This is a genomic window from Mesorhizobium sp. J8 (assembly GCF_016591715.1).
Taxonomy (GTDB): Bacteria; Pseudomonadota; Alphaproteobacteria; order Rhizobiales; family Rhizobiaceae; genus Mesorhizobium.
In genome coordinates this window covers 1,600,914-1,616,658 of the sequence record NZ_AP024109.1, presented here as the reverse complement: position 1 = coordinate 1,616,658, position 15,745 = coordinate 1,600,914, and the positions used below count along the sequence as shown (strand labels likewise).

At 59.0% G+C, this 15,745-nt stretch carries 12 protein-coding genes; all 12 read right to left on the bottom strand.

Going from position 1 to position 15,745, the window contains the following annotated elements; all coding sequences use genetic code 11:
- Positions 1-95: 95 nt before the first annotated feature.
- Entirely contained in the window at positions 96-821 is a 726-nt protein-coding gene (locus tag MJ8_RS07345; protein WP_201413759.1) for a helix-turn-helix transcriptional regulator, read from the bottom strand.
- Between the two features lie 289 nt (positions 822-1,110).
- On the bottom strand, positions 1,111-2,517 hold the full coding sequence (locus MJ8_RS07340; RefSeq protein ID WP_201415342.1) for an aminotransferase: 1,407 nt from the start codon (positions 2,515-2,517) through the stop codon (positions 1,111-1,113).
- 932 nt (positions 2,518-3,449) lie between these two features.
- On the bottom strand, positions 3,450-3,944 hold the full coding sequence (locus tag MJ8_RS07335) for a Mov34/MPN/PAD-1 family protein (protein ID WP_201413758.1): 495 nt from the start codon (positions 3,942-3,944) through the stop codon (positions 3,450-3,452).
- Positions 3,944-5,746, bottom strand: coding sequence for a ThiF family adenylyltransferase (locus MJ8_RS07330; RefSeq protein ID WP_201413757.1), 1,803 nt, complete (start codon positions 5,744-5,746; stop codon positions 3,944-3,946). Before MJ8_RS07330 ends, MJ8_RS07335 begins: the two co-directional genes overlap by 1 nt.
- A gap of 432 nt (positions 5,747-6,178) precedes the next feature.
- Positions 6,179-6,679 (bottom strand): Lrp/AsnC family transcriptional regulator, encoded by a 501-nt coding sequence (locus tag MJ8_RS07325; RefSeq protein WP_201413756.1) that lies wholly within the window; start codon positions 6,677-6,679, stop codon positions 6,179-6,181.
- A 471-nt stretch (positions 6,680-7,150) separates the two neighbouring features.
- Positions 7,151-8,695 carry a fumarate hydratase gene (locus tag MJ8_RS07320; RefSeq protein WP_201413755.1) on the bottom strand — a complete coding sequence of 515 codons (1,545 nt, stop codon included), beginning with the start codon at positions 8,693-8,695 and terminating at the stop codon, positions 7,151-7,153.
- 6 nt (positions 8,696-8,701) lie between these two features.
- Entirely contained in the window at positions 8,702-10,135 is a 1,434-nt protein-coding gene (locus MJ8_RS07315) for an NAD-dependent succinate-semialdehyde dehydrogenase (RefSeq protein ID WP_201413754.1), read from the bottom strand.
- 194 nt (positions 10,136-10,329) lie between these two features.
- On the bottom strand, positions 10,330-11,256 hold the full coding sequence (locus tag MJ8_RS07310) for a LysR family transcriptional regulator (protein ID WP_201413753.1): 927 nt from the start codon (positions 11,254-11,256) through the stop codon (positions 10,330-10,332).
- A 128-nt stretch (positions 11,257-11,384) separates the two neighbouring features.
- Positions 11,385-12,287: an HpcH/HpaI aldolase/citrate lyase family protein gene (locus MJ8_RS07305; protein WP_225248169.1), complete on the bottom strand. Its 903-nt coding sequence runs from the start codon at positions 12,285-12,287 to the stop codon at positions 11,385-11,387.
- 133 nt (positions 12,288-12,420) lie between these two features.
- The gene (locus MJ8_RS07300) at positions 12,421-13,572 is read right to left on the bottom strand and encodes a CaiB/BaiF CoA transferase family protein (RefSeq protein WP_201415340.1); all 1,152 of its coding nucleotides are present in this window, start codon (positions 13,570-13,572) and stop codon (positions 12,421-12,423) included.
- Positions 13,573-13,591: 19 nt separating this feature from the next.
- Positions 13,592-14,839: a methylaspartate ammonia-lyase gene (locus MJ8_RS07295; protein ID WP_201413752.1), complete on the bottom strand. Its 1,248-nt coding sequence runs from the start codon at positions 14,837-14,839 to the stop codon at positions 13,592-13,594.
- 593 nt (positions 14,840-15,432) lie between these two features.
- On the bottom strand, positions 15,433-15,696 hold the full coding sequence (locus MJ8_RS07290; protein ID WP_201413751.1) for a transposase: 264 nt from the start codon (positions 15,694-15,696) through the stop codon (positions 15,433-15,435).
- Between the last annotated feature and the right edge of the window lie 49 nt (positions 15,697-15,745).

Below are 15,745 nucleotides of genomic sequence, written 5' to 3'. Positions count from 1 at the left end.
GGCCTCTGACCGAAGAATGGCGCCTAGTGAATAGCGCTGGAGGCGTACAGCCTCGCCAAGACAGCCTGTGCGGCGGCACTACTAACAGCGACGCATCAGTGACGCGAAGAATCCGATTCGCCCAGCAGCGCGATGGCTTGCCTGGTTGTTTCCACTCCGAGCTTTTCGCGGACATTGTCGAGGTGAAAGGAGACGGTTCGTCGTGCGATCCCAAGTATGCGGCCTGTCGCCCAGGCAGACTTGCCCTTCGCAGCCCACTGAAGGCACTCGAATTCGCGGGCCGTCAATTGCACCCCATTGACGATCCGATCGTTCGAAAGCTTGCGGCGCGCATAAATGTGAAAGCAGCTCGCCATGCACAGCAATATCTGCCGGTAGCGCTTTGTGACGCGCACAAAGGCTGGTTTGGGCCCGTCCGCGGCGAAAGTCACTGCCGCGAAGCAGCCTCGCTTATCGATGATCGGAACCGTCAAGCCGCAGCTTATGCCGAATTCGGCCGCCTCTGCGAAGAGCTTCCGCTCGGCATTCAGAAATTCGGTTTGGCTGGGCTCAAGACCCCAAAGAAACGGGCATCCGCCGCACTGCGCCTGCAGGATGACCGGATCGATCGTGTGATAGCGGTTTAGCTCATAATGGCCAGTCCAGCGGGGCGGATAGTTCGAGATGAGCCTTGGCTTACCGGAGTTTTTTGGTGGCAACGAAAGGTAGGCAAATTGAAGAAGATCGTATTCCTGCGCTGCACGGGCGAAGGCTTCGCGGAAGTCGGTCTCATCGACACTTTCAGTCAGCCGCTCCAGGAATGTCTCGAAAACCTCCTGCATTCAGATTTCACCCTCCCCCCTTTCGGGGTTGTGTCGATTGAATGAGACAAACACGCCAGCATGGCAACGCTGGCATGAGGCGCCCTGCCGGTCGGGAGGAAACCGGCAGGGCTCGCCGCGGAAAGGGAGCGATCCAGGGAGATCGGCACAGCCGCGGCGGAGCTGCGAAAAAACGTTTGTCGCCGACCTACCCTTACGTGTCGGCCCCAAGTCGACGCCGGCATCTTATTGAGCCGATTGGCCTACTGTCGTGATCGTGGTCTTGCCGGTCCGACAGCCACCGCCAGGATCATATTGCGCCCTCAGCTTTGAGTGCCCGGTAGGTGGTTTCGATCGATTTCGCCGTCGCGTCGACGATTATCTCCACCTCCTCCCTGGTGATGATGAGAGGTGGCGCATATCCTAGGATATCCGCATGTGGCATGGCGCGGCCGATGACACCATTGTCAAGCAGGGCAGCAGCGGCCCGCACGCCGACCTGAAGTTCGGGCTCGAACGGCACGCGCGCTTTGGGATCTCGCATCAACTCCACGGCCGACAGAATTCCGACACCGCGAACTTCGCCGACAATAGGATGTCCCTCCAGTTCCGCCTTCATACGCGAAAGCCAGTACGGGCCGACATCCCGGACATGCTCCAGGATGTTTCTTTCCTTAAGTACTTGGATGTTGGCAAGGGCGGCCGCCGCGCAGAGCGTGTGCCCAGAATATGTCCAGCCATGGCCCAGCGGGCCGTGCTTTTCCGTTCCTTCTTCCAAGACCGACCAGACGCGATCCCCGATGATCGAACCGGAGATGGGCAGGTAGGCTGAACTCACACCCTTCGCTATCGTGACGAAGTCCGGACGCATGCCGTAAAGGTGAGATCCGAATTTCTCGCCTGTCCGCGCGAATCCGCAGACGACCTCATCCGCGATCAGCAAGATGTCATATTTGTCGAGCACCGCCTGAATAGCCGCCCAATATCCCTTGGGAGGCGGAACGATGCCGCCGGTTCCGAGTACCGGCTCCCCTATGAAGGCCGCAACCGTCTCTGGCCCCTCGGCAAGGATCAGGGCTTCAAGTTCGTCGGCGCAGCGCTTGGAGAAGGCTTCTTCGCTCTCGCCGTCCCGCGCTTGGCGATAGTGGTGTGGCGTTGTCGTATGACGCACCAGATTGAGCGGAAGGTCGAAGAATTTGTGAAAGAACGGAAGGCCGGTCAGGCTTCCCGTTACCAGCCCGGAACCGTGATAGCCGCGATTTCGAGAGATAATCTTTTTCTTTTCAGGGCGCCCGAGGATGTTGTTATAGTACCAGACCAGCTTGATATTGGTCTCGTTGGCATCTGATCCCGAAAGGCCGAAATAGACCCTTCGCATATTTTGACCGAAATATTCAACAACGGCCTCCGCCAAACGGGCAACGGGCTCAGTGCCTTGGCTGGCATAGACATGTGCGAACGGCAGTTCATGGGCTTGCTTGGCAATCGCGTCAGCGATCTCCGTGCATCCATATCCCATGTTGACGCAATAGAGACCACCGAAACCGTCAAGGCTCTTTCGCCCGTCAGTATCCCAGATGTACACGCCTTCTGCACCGGCCATGATCCGGTTTGGCGTCTCGCCGCGGCTGTGACTGGCCAAGTGCGTAGACGGATGAAAGACGAAGCTTCGATCTTTCTCCCGCAGTTCCTCAGTCCCCAAATTGCTCAAGCTCATGGTTCCTCTCCTCGCCAGCAGCAGGCAGAAGACACCCACCCAGCCGCCAATTGAAAACAAGATATCCGCAAACACCTTTCGAGTTTCGCGGGAATGCGCCTCTTTAGCCGACGAATTCGCGAAAATCGGCCTCGAACGCAGTGAAAACCAAGGTTCTGGAGCTTACCTTCTCTTTGAGGCGGATAAGGGGATCATTGCGGCCGCCGCCGTCTGTTCTCGGCGGATGGCTGCGAAGGTACGGCTTTCCCCTGGGTCACTATGTTACGAGAGACGCTGTCCGAAGGCCCCAACCAGCAGCCAAACGGAACTTCCGGATGTGTTCGTCGTCTCGCCAGAACATGTTCGGCGGCATGGTGACGCGCACGCTCGTGGCGCACGCCCTGGGCTATTCAGGATTGCCACTACTCTTAAAGCAGATTCGCAGGGTTACGGAGGCTTGGGATCGCAGAGTCGCGCGGCAGGGGAACCATGCTCAAGTAGACCGCCCGCAGTCTCCTCATCGGGCAGCAAAGGTCCCCTCTTCACACACGATCGACTTACGATTTCAGGACGTGCTTTAGATTTTTCGTATAGATTTGGGTGGGCTTGCCAAGGCACGACCCTGGTGTTCACACGGCAGAGACGCTTCCATCTGTCCTGATTGCCCTTCTTGCTCTTCAAGCCCTGGATCTTTATCGATCGGGAGAACGGCTCGAGCCCGCGCTCGTAGTACAGGAGACGATCTGCCAGGCTTGGGCGGAGCTGGTTCCGCATAGGGGGTCAGGAGCAGCCAATGCTACGGCGCCACGCCGGCGGGCGCGGTCGTTTCGACGACTTCAACCTGCTTCAGCACAAGACATCGGGCGGACCGCTCCACGCGTCCCCCGCCAGACGTCGCGTGAACGAAGCGGATGCCAAGCCGCCGCTGAGATCTGCCTGCGTATGCGTAGCTTCTAAAAAGCCCTTATCTGCACCGGATCGAGATGCAGCTTGTCCCAGAGCATCACACGCGGCACCGTTTGCGCTCGCCACGCTGTCAGTTGCCATGTCCCGGAAGAACCCCATAGGATCATCATCAGTGGCAGTGCGCAGCGCGCTTCTGGCGTGGTGATAACGCGGCGGAGGACACCGCGATCGGTCCAACTAAGGGCGCCGCTCGAAGCGCCGGGGTGGCTATGCCAGTCGCCGAGGTAAGTCTCGCGGCGGCCAGAGCACTCATAGTGGGCAGCAATCTGCTCGAGTTGCCATTGCTGATCCGGCTGGAAGCGCAAGCGCTCGTGAAGCGCGCCAGGTCCCGGACCAATCATGGCGGTGATCATGGCCGTATCAAGACTCGACCACCAGCCCATGAAAGTGCCGCCCGTCTCTAACGGGAACTTGTTGTCGGCTTCAATCGCACATTCCTGAGCCACGATGTCAGGCAGCCAGACGTCGACATCCGGAAACATCAATGCCCGCCCCGGCAGTCCGGATGTTTTGGCAGCGGTTCGACACGCCAGCGCGGCGGACAGCGCGCCTGTCCGTCGTCAACAAAGCTGAGTGTCTGCACGACCGAACCCTCGGCCGCCTTAACCGAGAGGGTATCGATGGCCAGCCTCACCGCCTGCAACGAAAGTTCCTGCAGATCATAGTCAGCGCCGGTGAATGTGCGCTCTCCGCACCCTGCCGGCTGGATCAGGGCCTCATCACCGGCATCCTGTCCTAGCGGAGGTTCGATCTCGTGCTTGTGCCATGCGTGCAAAAGGCAGTTCGGGCAGCCGCTTTTGCGGACGTGCCGGACCACGGTGCCGCCGTCCAGCGTCGGCGTAGCGGACAAGCTTATGAGGGGAACGCCTACGCCTCGGCAGCGCTCATCGAGCAGCGTTGTAACGCCATGCGAAGCGCTGCCATCGATAACGAGATCGGCGTCCTTGATGAGCGTGTCGAGGATATCGTCGTCACCCGGATCGCTCATAGCCTGCGCCGCAATACCTATGAAATGCGGATGGCTATGGACTTCAGTTGCCGGATACTGGCGGCCAAGAAAGGCCTGCAACGCGTATGCCTTGCCCTGTCCCCAGACGGCTGCACCCAGCGGCCAACGGATCGTGTTTCCCGGCTCGATAACGTCATGATCGACGAGATCAAGCGTGCGGCATCCGTTGCGGGCCAGTTCGATCGCCACCGGTGCGCCGACGGCGCCAACGCCGACGACAAGGATCCGCTTGTCTCTGAGGGAGGCAACGGCCGGAACACGCCAGCCAATGTCGCCTGGTCCGGCGCGAAAAACGGGCAACGCGGTGATGTGCAGCGGTTTGGGGGCTTTTTTCCTCTTCGGCTCAAAGCCTTGGACATGACCGAAGAGCATGATGAAGCACCAGCCGAGGCCCGTTTCGTTAAAGGCAAGCTCGCTCGGATAGACAAGCGCGCGGAGATCGAACTTAAGACCCGGACCGTAATTTCGCGGCCGGGCACGTTCGAGCCATGAGTATTCTTGCCGGAGCTTTTTCAGCTGTGCGCCGAGCTGAGGTTCGGGCAGGATCGTGTCTTTTGATCTTACCCACGGGACTTCGAGTTGGTACTTTGCGTCGGCCAGATCGGCGGGGAGCGGACCCGCCCATTGGTGAAGGACTTGGCCATCCTCATCGCGAACCTCTTCGACATAGGCCCTGACCGCCGGACTGCGGCTTGTACCGTTTTCGGCCTGCACTTTGAGCGTCTGATCATGGATGTAACGCAGATGCAGGGTGCCATGCGACGCATTGGCGAGATTCCAGTCACTGTCGATCAGACAATAAGATCCGGAATCGCTGCCAAGGTTATTCCACCAGTATTCGGCAGGCTCGCCCTGCGGGTCTTCCTCACCGGTGTCACGCACGGCATCGACGAGCTGTTTTTGCAGCAACGTGCAAAGCGACCAGCCCGGTGTCCACTGCCGCGTGTCGCGGCCGAGCAGGCAGAGATTGCCCTCGCGAGGACTGCGGTGGCGCGCAGGCGGGGGATCAAGGCCGGCGAGCAGAAAAACCTGGGGGCGAAAGTGCGGGTAGGCGTCGGGAAAGACAGCCTGCAGCCGAAGGGTGGTCGCCGTATCGAGCGGCCAGTCGACTGTGAGAGACAATCGCCCGGCAGCGAGGGCCGGCTTGTCAATCTCAGGCGTTATCCCGGCAGCGCGCAGCGCGTCGAGTTCGTATTTGAGCCGCCCCGGATAACGCTTCTCCCAGCGGGGAACTGGCCCCGCCGGAGTCGTCATGGAAGGATCGGGATCAACCATCCTCTCATCCCACCTTGCGCGGCGGGGGTGCAGGCGGATCAGGCGGACCCGGCGGAACACCGTGAGGCGGCCCAGGAGGCACTTCGTGAGGCGGTCCTTTTCCGGGATTATCTGGCGGTCGTTTTCCGGGGTCGTCGGGTCTTCCAGCCATAGTCGGTCTCCATATTCTCGCTGTGTGAGCTTGTCGCAGGGTTGCCGGTCAACGGTTCGTGGCAATGATGTGCTTCTGAGATTTAAATCCTGGGCGAGAACTTTTTCTCCGACTAGACTGCTCAGACGCTTCGTTGCTTTCCGCCCGAAAAACTGTGGCGGAACACTCGGTCGACTGGCTCCTTATATGCGCACCGGCCAATCGAATTTCGCGGAAATGTGCGTATTTGACCGATGAATTCGCGGAATCGAGACTAATTACCGACGAATTCAACCAGAGGCTCATCTCCGCTTGAAGGAGGACAACGGAATTGGTGAATTGGCCTTCACTGGCTTCGTCACGACAAGGCTGTAGTATTGGTTGATACCCAAGCCTGCCTGCAGCAATCCCTCCATGAAATCCTGATACGCAGCCATGGAAGGAGATGAAACGCGCATCAGATAGTCGATCCGCCCCCCGATAGCCCAGCAGTCCAGGATTTCCGGAACTTGTTGGATCGCAGCCTCGAAGTGCCACTGGTCCTCGAGACGGTGGCGGTCCAAAACCACCTCAACCATTATAGAGATAGTGCCCCCCATGAGGGCTGGACTCAGTCGCGCATAGAATCCCTCAATGATGCCCGCGGCTTGGAGTAGGCGGAGGCGCTCCGAACAGGCCGACGCCGAAAGGTGAACACGCTTTGCCAACTCGCTTTTTGAAATTCGACCATCCAACTGGATTTCTGAAAGAATCCGGATATCCCACGCATCTAACAGCTGCGAGGGATCAGGCTTCGACTTCATGATCTGTTGCTCTCAAGTGTTGTCGATTGGTCGCCGAAACTTTATATCAATCGAAGCAAGCGAATTTGGCGGGAATTCTGTCTCCGGGCCGACAACGTCAGTGTGAAGTTGATGTACGTCATCTGACTGATCGCGGATCCAATCAGAAGGGGTGCAGAACGGTTGGGCATTGCCCTCGCTTGCGCGGGCGACAAGGCACAGTGCGAGGATCGGCTGTCGGCACCGATCTGGGCGTAAATGGATGGGGCTTTTGTCGGCACTGGCGGTGCTTGGCTGATTGGCTCCTGACAGCACCAGGCATCAATTCGCATGACCATCTGTCGAACCACTCTTAACATCCGGGCATTTTCGCGACGAGCGGCGACTTGAAGGCCGCTCTTGCCGAGGAGCTGAACTCCAGAATGCAGTTTGCATCACCATCGCGGCCAATTCGGCGCGAGAGTCTCGGCGAACGCGCAGCCCCGGAAGAACTCAAACGCCGATGCTGCGGGCGATGCTGTCGGCCGCCATGCGCTTACGCCACTCAAGCGGCCCAGACTCGTGAATGGAGTTTCCCTCGACATCGACAGCCATGATGACCGGCATGTCTTGGACCTCGAATTCATGGATGGCTTCCATGCCCAGGTCTTCAAAGGCTACGATCCGCGCCGCCTTGATCGATTTTGAAATCAGATAGGCTGCACCACCCACTGCGATGAGATAGGGCGTCCTGTGTTTGACGATCGACTCGATAGCGGCCGGTCCCCTTTCGGCTTTGCCGACCATCGCATATAGCCCAGTCTGGGCGAGTATCTTTTCAGTAAAACCGTCCATACGGCTGGAGGTTGTTGGGCCGGCCGGCCCGACGACCTCACCCCTCGCCGCGCGGACAGGTCCGACGTAGTAGATCACGCGTCCCTGCAGATCGACCGGGATCGGCTTGCCGGCATCGATCAGCTCGACCATTCGCTTGTGGGCGGCGTCACGGCCCGTCAGCATCTTCCCGGAAAAAAGAAGGGTTTCCCCGCAGCGCCACGATGCCGTCTCTTCCTTCGTGAGCGCATCGAGATTGACCCGGCGGACGCCGGTTGTGTGCAAGTCCTCATGACCGATCTGGGGCCAATCGGAAAGGTCAGGCGGCTCAAAACTTACGGGTCCAGTGCCGTCCAAGATAAACTTCAGGTGCCGGTTGGCCGCGCATTGCGGAATGAGCGCGACGGGCTTGGAGGCGGCGTGAGTGGGATAGGTCGCAACCTTAACGTCAACGACCGTGGTCAGGCCGCCTAGGCCCTGAGCCCCAATGCCCAGCGCGTTAATTCTTTCATAAAGCTCGATCCGCAGTGCCTCCTCCGCACATGATGGCCCCCTCGATATCAATTCCGACATGTCGATCGGCTCGTTCATGACCTCCTTGGCAAGCAGCATCGCCTTTTCAGCGCTGCCACCGATTCCGATGGAGATCAGGCCAGGTGGGCACCATCCGCTGCCCAGCGTCGAAACGGTGTCGACCACCCAGTCGGCAACGGACGCACCGGGATTCAGGGTGGCGAAGCGCGCCTTGTTTTCGGATCCGCCGCCTTTTGCCGCGATGGTGATCTCAATGCGGTTGCCAGGCACGAGGTCGACGTGGACGACTGCCGGCGTGTTGTCTTGCGTGTTCACCCGCCCGCCAAGCGGATCCGAGACGATCGACGGCCTAAGCGGGTTGTCCGGGTCAAGATATGCCCGGCGGACGCCTTCATTCACGATGTCAGCGAAACTGGCCGCTGATTTGATGCAGGCGTCCATGCCCACCTTGGCAAAGACAACTACGAGGCCAGTGTCCTGGCAGATCGGGCGCCGCCCGAAGGCCGCCATGCGAGAGTTGAGCAAGATCTGTCCGATGGCGTTCTTTGCCGCCAGGCTTTGCTCGCGCGCATACGCCTGCAAAAGGTGCCGGATGTAGTCCGTGGGATGGTAATACGAAATGTACTGAAGGGCGTCTGCGACGCTCTTTGCGATATCCTCCCCGGCAATGGTCGATCTTGTCCTATTCACGAAATCTCATCCGAATGAACCGAACCCGTTGACCAGCTTCAGGCTTTGGAAGCTCCGCACCCCCTGCTCGCCTCCCTCGTATCCATACCCGCTCTGCTTAACGCCTCCATACGGCGCATCCGCAGACACGCCTTTGAGATAATTTACGCTAAGAGCGCCGGCCGAAAGACCGCCGATCAGCGCCCGTTTGATATCGTCAGCGCCGGTGAAGAAGTAGGCGGCCAAGCCATAGTCCGTGGCGTTGGCTTCTTCGATTGCTTCCTCGATCGTGTCGAACGGCGCCACGGTGAGGATCGGTCCGAACGGCTCATCATGAAGCACTCTGGCATCCTTTGGCACGCCGGTCAGGATGGTTGGAGGCCAGTAAAAACCCGGTTGGCCCAGGCGGGTGCCACCGGTTTCGACGGTGGCGCCGCGCTCGACCGCATCCTGGACCAGGCGCTCCATAGCCTCGATTCGCCGTCCGTTTGCCATTGGACCCATCTCCGTCGCCGGATCGTCCGGTGGGCCGATCTTGACCTTGCGAGCGACTTCGGTCATCCGGGACAGGAATTGCCCATAAAGAGGCCGCGCGACGAGAATCCTGCTGGGCGCATTGCAACTCTGGCCAGCGCACTCGAACTTATAATCCGAAATTGCCGGTATGGCCGTGGCCAGGTCGGCATCCTCGCAGACGACGACCGGGGAGTGCCCGCCGAGCTCGAGGATGCATCGCTGCAAGTTATTGGCGGCGAGCTTGGCAAGCTGTTTTCCAACCTCGGTGGAGCCCGTGAACGTTAGGACCTTCACGATCGGCGAGCTGAGGAGATGGCGGGATATTTGCACCGGCACGCCAAAGACGAGATTGACCACGCCGTCCGGAATACCCGCTTGTTGCAAGGCTTCGACGATGTGAACTGCGGCGCTAGGTGTCTCTTCAGCCCCTTTGAGGATCACCGGGCAGCCTGCTGCCAAAGCAGGGGCGAGCTTGCGGGCGATGAGAACGGCGGGATAGTTCCAAGGCGTAAAGGCAGCAACGACGCCAAGGGCCTCGGGGACGATCATCCGGTTCGGGCCCATCGCAATCGGGGCCGACAGCTCTTCGGTGTGCGTTCCGTTCCACTCCAGCGTTTCGACAGCGCGCGCGTACTCACCTGTCGCTTCGGCAATCGTCTTTCCCTGTTCTGCTGACAGGTCCCTAGCCGCCGCTTCAACCTTCGCTGCCAGAATTTTGGCGGCTGTTACGAGAATCTCGCCACGATTTTTTGCAGGCCGTGAGGACCAGGCCTTGCGGCCGCGCTCTGCCGAAGCGAGGGCCTCATCCAGATCCGGTATCGTCGCCGAAGCGACCGAGGCAAATACCATCTCCGTCGCCGGATTGATGACCGGCAGAGTGGCTCCGCTGCCACCGGCTCGCCATCTGCCATTGATGAAAAGCTGATAGCTATTGGCGTTGGACATCCCATGCTCCGCTTGAGTATTCTGCCAATGCGAGACCAGCCGATATCCGACCATGGGCCCACTTCTTCGCAGTCTCATCGCGATGGTCACGTCGGGTCAAATATGGAATGTCGCCCAAAACCATCTTGAATCGAGATTGATGTCCGGCTCGGGCCTGCCGTGGAAGCGCACTGGGACTCGGTTTGACGGATATGCTAAGCCCGGTCCGGAGCAGTGGCCGGCCACTGCCCGCTCTCGATTAATGTCCGGGTGACATTGGCTATCAGCTTGCGGACAGCAGAGACAGCGGGAGATTGCTCATCTTTGGGGTTGACGGCAAGCACAACGGAGCGGGTAATCACTGGATCAATGATTTTGACTGTCCGGACCTGTCCCTGAGAGGCTTCCCTCTGAATGGCCGACGGGGCAAGGATAGAATACGCTTTTCCTTCCATGACCATGTCAATGATCGTAGAAAGGGAGTCGACTTCGAATCTGACGTCAAGCACACAACCGTGCTGCGCAACCACATCGGCCACCGAACGCCTGACATTGTTGTTGCGCATGGGCACCGCAAGCGGGAAAGCATGCAGGTCGGCGAGCGGTATCTCGTCTTCGAAAGGCGGTTCACCCGGCGGCACGACTAGGTAAAATTCCTCGCGTGCCAACACCGTCATCCGTCCTGTGCTTTCGGCAGTGCGGTAGAGGACAGCCAAATTGAAGCGGCCCGCAGCCATCCATTCTTCCAATGGTCCCGTCATGCCCTCGATCATCTTGAGAGAGATCCTCGGCAGCTCGCCTCTTGCCGATTCAAGCAGCGGACCGCTTAGGACACGCGCAGCCCCGGACGGAATGCCGATGGTCACCTCTCCGGCAGGAGAAGCCACCGTGTTGGTCAGTTCCATCTCGGTGAGTCGAATTTCCCTGAGGATCGTGCGCGCCCGCTCAAGCAGTTTGCTTCCGGAGGCCGTCACACTGATGCCCGTCCTGTCGCGCACCAGTAATTGAGTGCCGAACCCTTCCTCCAGTTGACGCACATGGAGGCTAAGCGCGCTTTGAGCGACATGCAGGAGCGAAGCGGCCTTCGTGAAACTGCCGGCTTCCACCACGCCGACAAAGTATTTTAACTGCCTGATATCCACGGCTTAACCCAACCGAGGGGCAACTTCCCCCAGTCCCTCGCATTTATCTCGAAACGAGATGGGCCGCAAGTAATACTTGCTGCGGAAACCAGGGAACGTCCCCAGCCGGACCGTTGAGAGGAGGTAGTTCAGTTGTCACCGGTCAGGCTCAGGATTTCATATGCGCGCCGCACCACTGGCGGATCAACCATCCGACCATTCAACGAGAATGCCGATAGCCCGCGCGCGGCGGCATCGATCTCCGCTCCAACAACAGCGCGAGCCCACTCGACCTCCTCAGCGCCTGGCGAGAAAGCCTCGTTGAATATGGCCACCTGTGTCGGATGGATCGCCAAGGCTCCGGCAAAGCCAAGCCGCCGTGCACGCGCAGCGGCTTCGCGAAGCTTACTGGTGTCCGAGAGCTCGCTGATGCTTCCTACGAAGCCCATCGGGAGCAACCCGGCCGCACGAGCAGCAAAAAGAACGGAAAGGTTTGGGGCCAGAAGAAGGTCGAATTCCGGGGCGCCGCCAACTGCGGCACTAAAGTCTTCAGGACCAAGGGCCATCGCGACCATCCTGGGATGCGCAGACGCAATGCCCGCGAGCCTTTGCAAAGCGCCCGGCGTCTCGATCTGGGCAAGGAACCGGATGCGCCCCTGAGGAAGATTTCGTTCTCGTTCAAGTTCTGAAACCGCATGCGCGATCTCCAATATCCACTCTCCCGAATCCGTCTTCGGAAGAACAAGTGCGTCAACGCCTGCGATCACGGCGGCATCGAGATCGGCGGCCAAGGCACGCAGACTACGATTTACGCGCACCAAAACAGATGCGCCCTTGCGGGCTACCTTTGCCGCGGATTCAGGAAGCTGCCGCCTTGCCCCGGCCTTCTGATCCTGAGGAACGGAATCCTCCAGGTCGAGAATGACGCCATCTGCACCGCGCTCATGGGCCGTTTCCACAAATCGCGGAATGTGGGCGGGAACGAAGAGCAGGGATCTCCAGCGCGGTACATACGTAGCGCTTTCGACGGCCGGGACGGTGTCCGTGATCATGGAGTTGCCTCTGCGGTCGATTCAGGCGAGGATGGCGCCAGTGCCCTTGCCGGGCGGCCGGCGTACTGAAAGGTTGCGAGGTGCACCGGCTCTTTGGAAATGGCGTGCGCACCGACCTAGCTCAGATGCGCTCTCACGCTGACGCGGCTCTTTTGCGCAAACGCCCCAGAACCTCCTCGCGGACACTCTCAGTATGAGCCCCAAGAGCCGGGACCGGGCGTAGCGAGGGGTGCTCGGCGTTGAAGATAGCCGCCGGCGCTATTGTGTCTACAACTCCTTCAGGAGTGCGAACCTTAACTCTCCGAACGTGTGGATGGCTTGAAACATCCACCACTTCGTTTAGCCGGCCATATGCCAAGCCGGCGGCCTCGAGCTCCCGCATCGCTTCATTGCAGGAGAGTTCACAGAAGCGCCTCTCAATCACCTCATCAAGCTGTGCTCGGTGACCGAGGCGCTCCATGTTATCGGCAAAACCAGGTGCGCGTGTAAGCTCCGGCTGCTTCAGGAATTTCTCGCAGAAGTTTATCCATTCACGGTCACTTTGAACCGAAAAGATGACCTCTTTGCCGTCAGCGCAACGATAAGCGCCATAGGGCACTAGCGAGGGGTGTTTCACGCCGGCGCGTACGGTGCGATAGCCGCTGTAGTCGCTTTGCAGAACCGGAACATTCATCCAGTCGGCGATGGCATCGAACAGTGACACCTGGATTCTGGTGCCTTCCCCGGTGACCTCGCGGTGATAGAGGGCCTGAAGAATGGCGCTATGCGCTGTCATGCCCGCCGAGATGTCACACACCGAGACCCCTACCCGCGCGGGCCCTTGTTGGTTGCCGGTGATTGCGCATAGACCGGTTTCGGCCTGGACGATGAGATCATAAGCCTTCAAATGGGAATAGGGCCCTTTGTCCCCGAAACCCGAGATATCGCAGGCGATCAGCCGCGGAAACCGTCGGCGCAGATCAGCAGACCCGAAGCCCAATTTTTCGATACTGCCCGGCTTCAGATTCTGGATAAAGACGTCGGCATCGGCAATGAGCGTGTCGAGGACCTTGCGTTCCGCCTCCAACCTCAGGTCTAGACACACTGACTCTTTGCCCCGATTGAGCCAGACGAAGTAAGCGCTCTGCCCTCGAACCAACTTGTCATAGCTTCGGGCAAAGTCCCCTTCCGGCCGCTCGATCTTGATAACCCGGGCTCCGGCATCCGCAAGGCGAGAGGACGCATAAGGCGCGGCCACTGCCTGCTCCACTGCAATAACTGTGATCCCCTCAAGGCTATTTTGCATTGGTGACACACCGCGCTTTTCACCTAACATTTTCAGTTGCTCGACGGTTCAGGATCGCGAGCAACCGGTTCTGTTCGTTCCCAACGATGGAAAATCCCTCGTCGACGCCCATTCCGGGCTTCGCGAGCATCATGTCGGCTTGGGTTGCCATCGAGACGTGGACAGAAGCTTGAGCGGAAAGATCTGTCTCGGTACAGCTTCCCCCGACATATGCTCCTACACCATTCGCCTTGCAGACGAGAACTGCGCGTGTTGTGTCTGCTAATGAGCCGACATCCGGGGTCTTGATTTGCACGAGATGCGCACCCTTCGCTTCGGCAAAGAGTCGAATGTCCTCAAGCGTATTGCATCTCTCATCCACCACAATGCGTGCGTCGGAACCCCGGCTGTCCAAAATCGATACGATCTTGGCGTAATTCTCAATTTGAGCCTGCGTCGAACCAAAATCTGCCGGCGACTCGACGTTGAGCGTAAAACCGGGAACACTGTCGGCAACCCTGCAGATGAAGTCGGCGATTTGTTGCGGCTCCAGGCTGATTTCATGGCCGATCCAGCCGTACACATCGAAATGCAGGACCGGATGATATCCCGGGCGGCCGAAATCACGTATGCGCGCTGCAACCCCCCTGACGAACTCCATGAAAGTCTGGCCGTTGACCCCGAATTTCTGCCGCGAGTTGATTAGGCCATGGGGGAGTACATCCACTCCCTTCATGATCATTTTATCTACATTGATTTCGCGAGCGTCACCGCTCTGGCAATAAATTGGGATGCGGAAGGTCGGCAGCGGCAGATCGAACTCTGTGCATATGATCTCCGCCATTGTCTTGCGCTGCAGATGGGCTGCTGCGCGAAGCAGCGCTTGGCTCACACCATATTCGACGGCGCTTGGTAAGCGCTGACGTTCGACAGGCTTAAAAACCTTTGCGCAAGAAGTACGAAACCGAGATACGTCGACATCAAGAAGCCGCGGCACGACGACGCGTGATGTAAATACTGAGATCTGGCTGGCGTCGAACAGAGGATCGCGTCCGCCAGCGCCAGAATACTGAACGCCCATCATGTCGCCCCAAACAACAGTGTCGTCGCCAAGGACGAGCCCGATGCTGAGCGAAAATGCTGGAATGCGAATGGACGTGAACCCGGGTGTTACAGGTTCTCCGATGTATACGAAGCCGTCCTGGATTGCGCCGGCCCTGATGGCAGCCTGGTCATCATAGAAAAATGCGCCAGCGCCAGGCACGAGAAGGACGTCTTTGATCTGCACTTCACTTGCTCGTTATTTTGGAGGCGTTGACGAACGGTTGCATTTCGGTTCGACTATCTCTCTAGTATGCGACGCTTGGCATTGAGTTCACCAATATAAAGTTCTGGAGGGTACCATCGCGTTTTCAGATGGGGAAGACACAGGGTTGATGGAAAAAGGGTTTTGGAGGCGCACTGCCTGAATTAGAGCGGCCCTCGTTGGGCCGCCTAGATGAGGTTCTCTGATTGCGGAGCTGATCGCATCTCCTTTTCGGCCTATCCATGTTTCTCCTGCTCTGGCGGGGTTCTTGACGGTGGCATCCTTGATGGTGCGGTTCATACCCTCGACCTGGCCATTATCCGGTATGCGGTCTTTTGTGCCTTTTGTCCCTGCGGTTCTTGTTTTGGAACAGTGTTATGGTGAGAGCCCATCCGGGACGTGGGGCACCGGGAGTACGAAGGTGCAGGCAAGCCGCCCGATAGACCCTGGGCTGAGTGCTACATGGCCGCCCCTCGCGACTTTCCCGGATGCGCGCGAGCGCGGATCAGTAGATGTCCTATTGCCCGCCAACTTCCGTCTTAGACTAAGCCAAGAAGGAGGAACGGGCATGCCCATCATCGGATCCACCGCGCCTTCGAGGCCTTCGCAATCACGACTTCCACACGCCCGCTACCTGACGCCGGCTTGCTCGTCAGCCTCGTCTCCGGAACAATCACCGCGGAGACAAAACCCTCAGCGCGCCCCGACAGCTCAAATTGCCACGTTCGTGCAAGCCGGCGCCATTCGTAGATTTGCAAGCGCGAAATGCCATGACGCCGCGCCGTGGCCGCACAAAATCCCGGCTCCGAATAGCCCTCGGCAACGATCTGGAGCTTCATCTCTTTGCTAAAACGGCGACAACGACCAGTCGCGATAACCTCAAGGCGA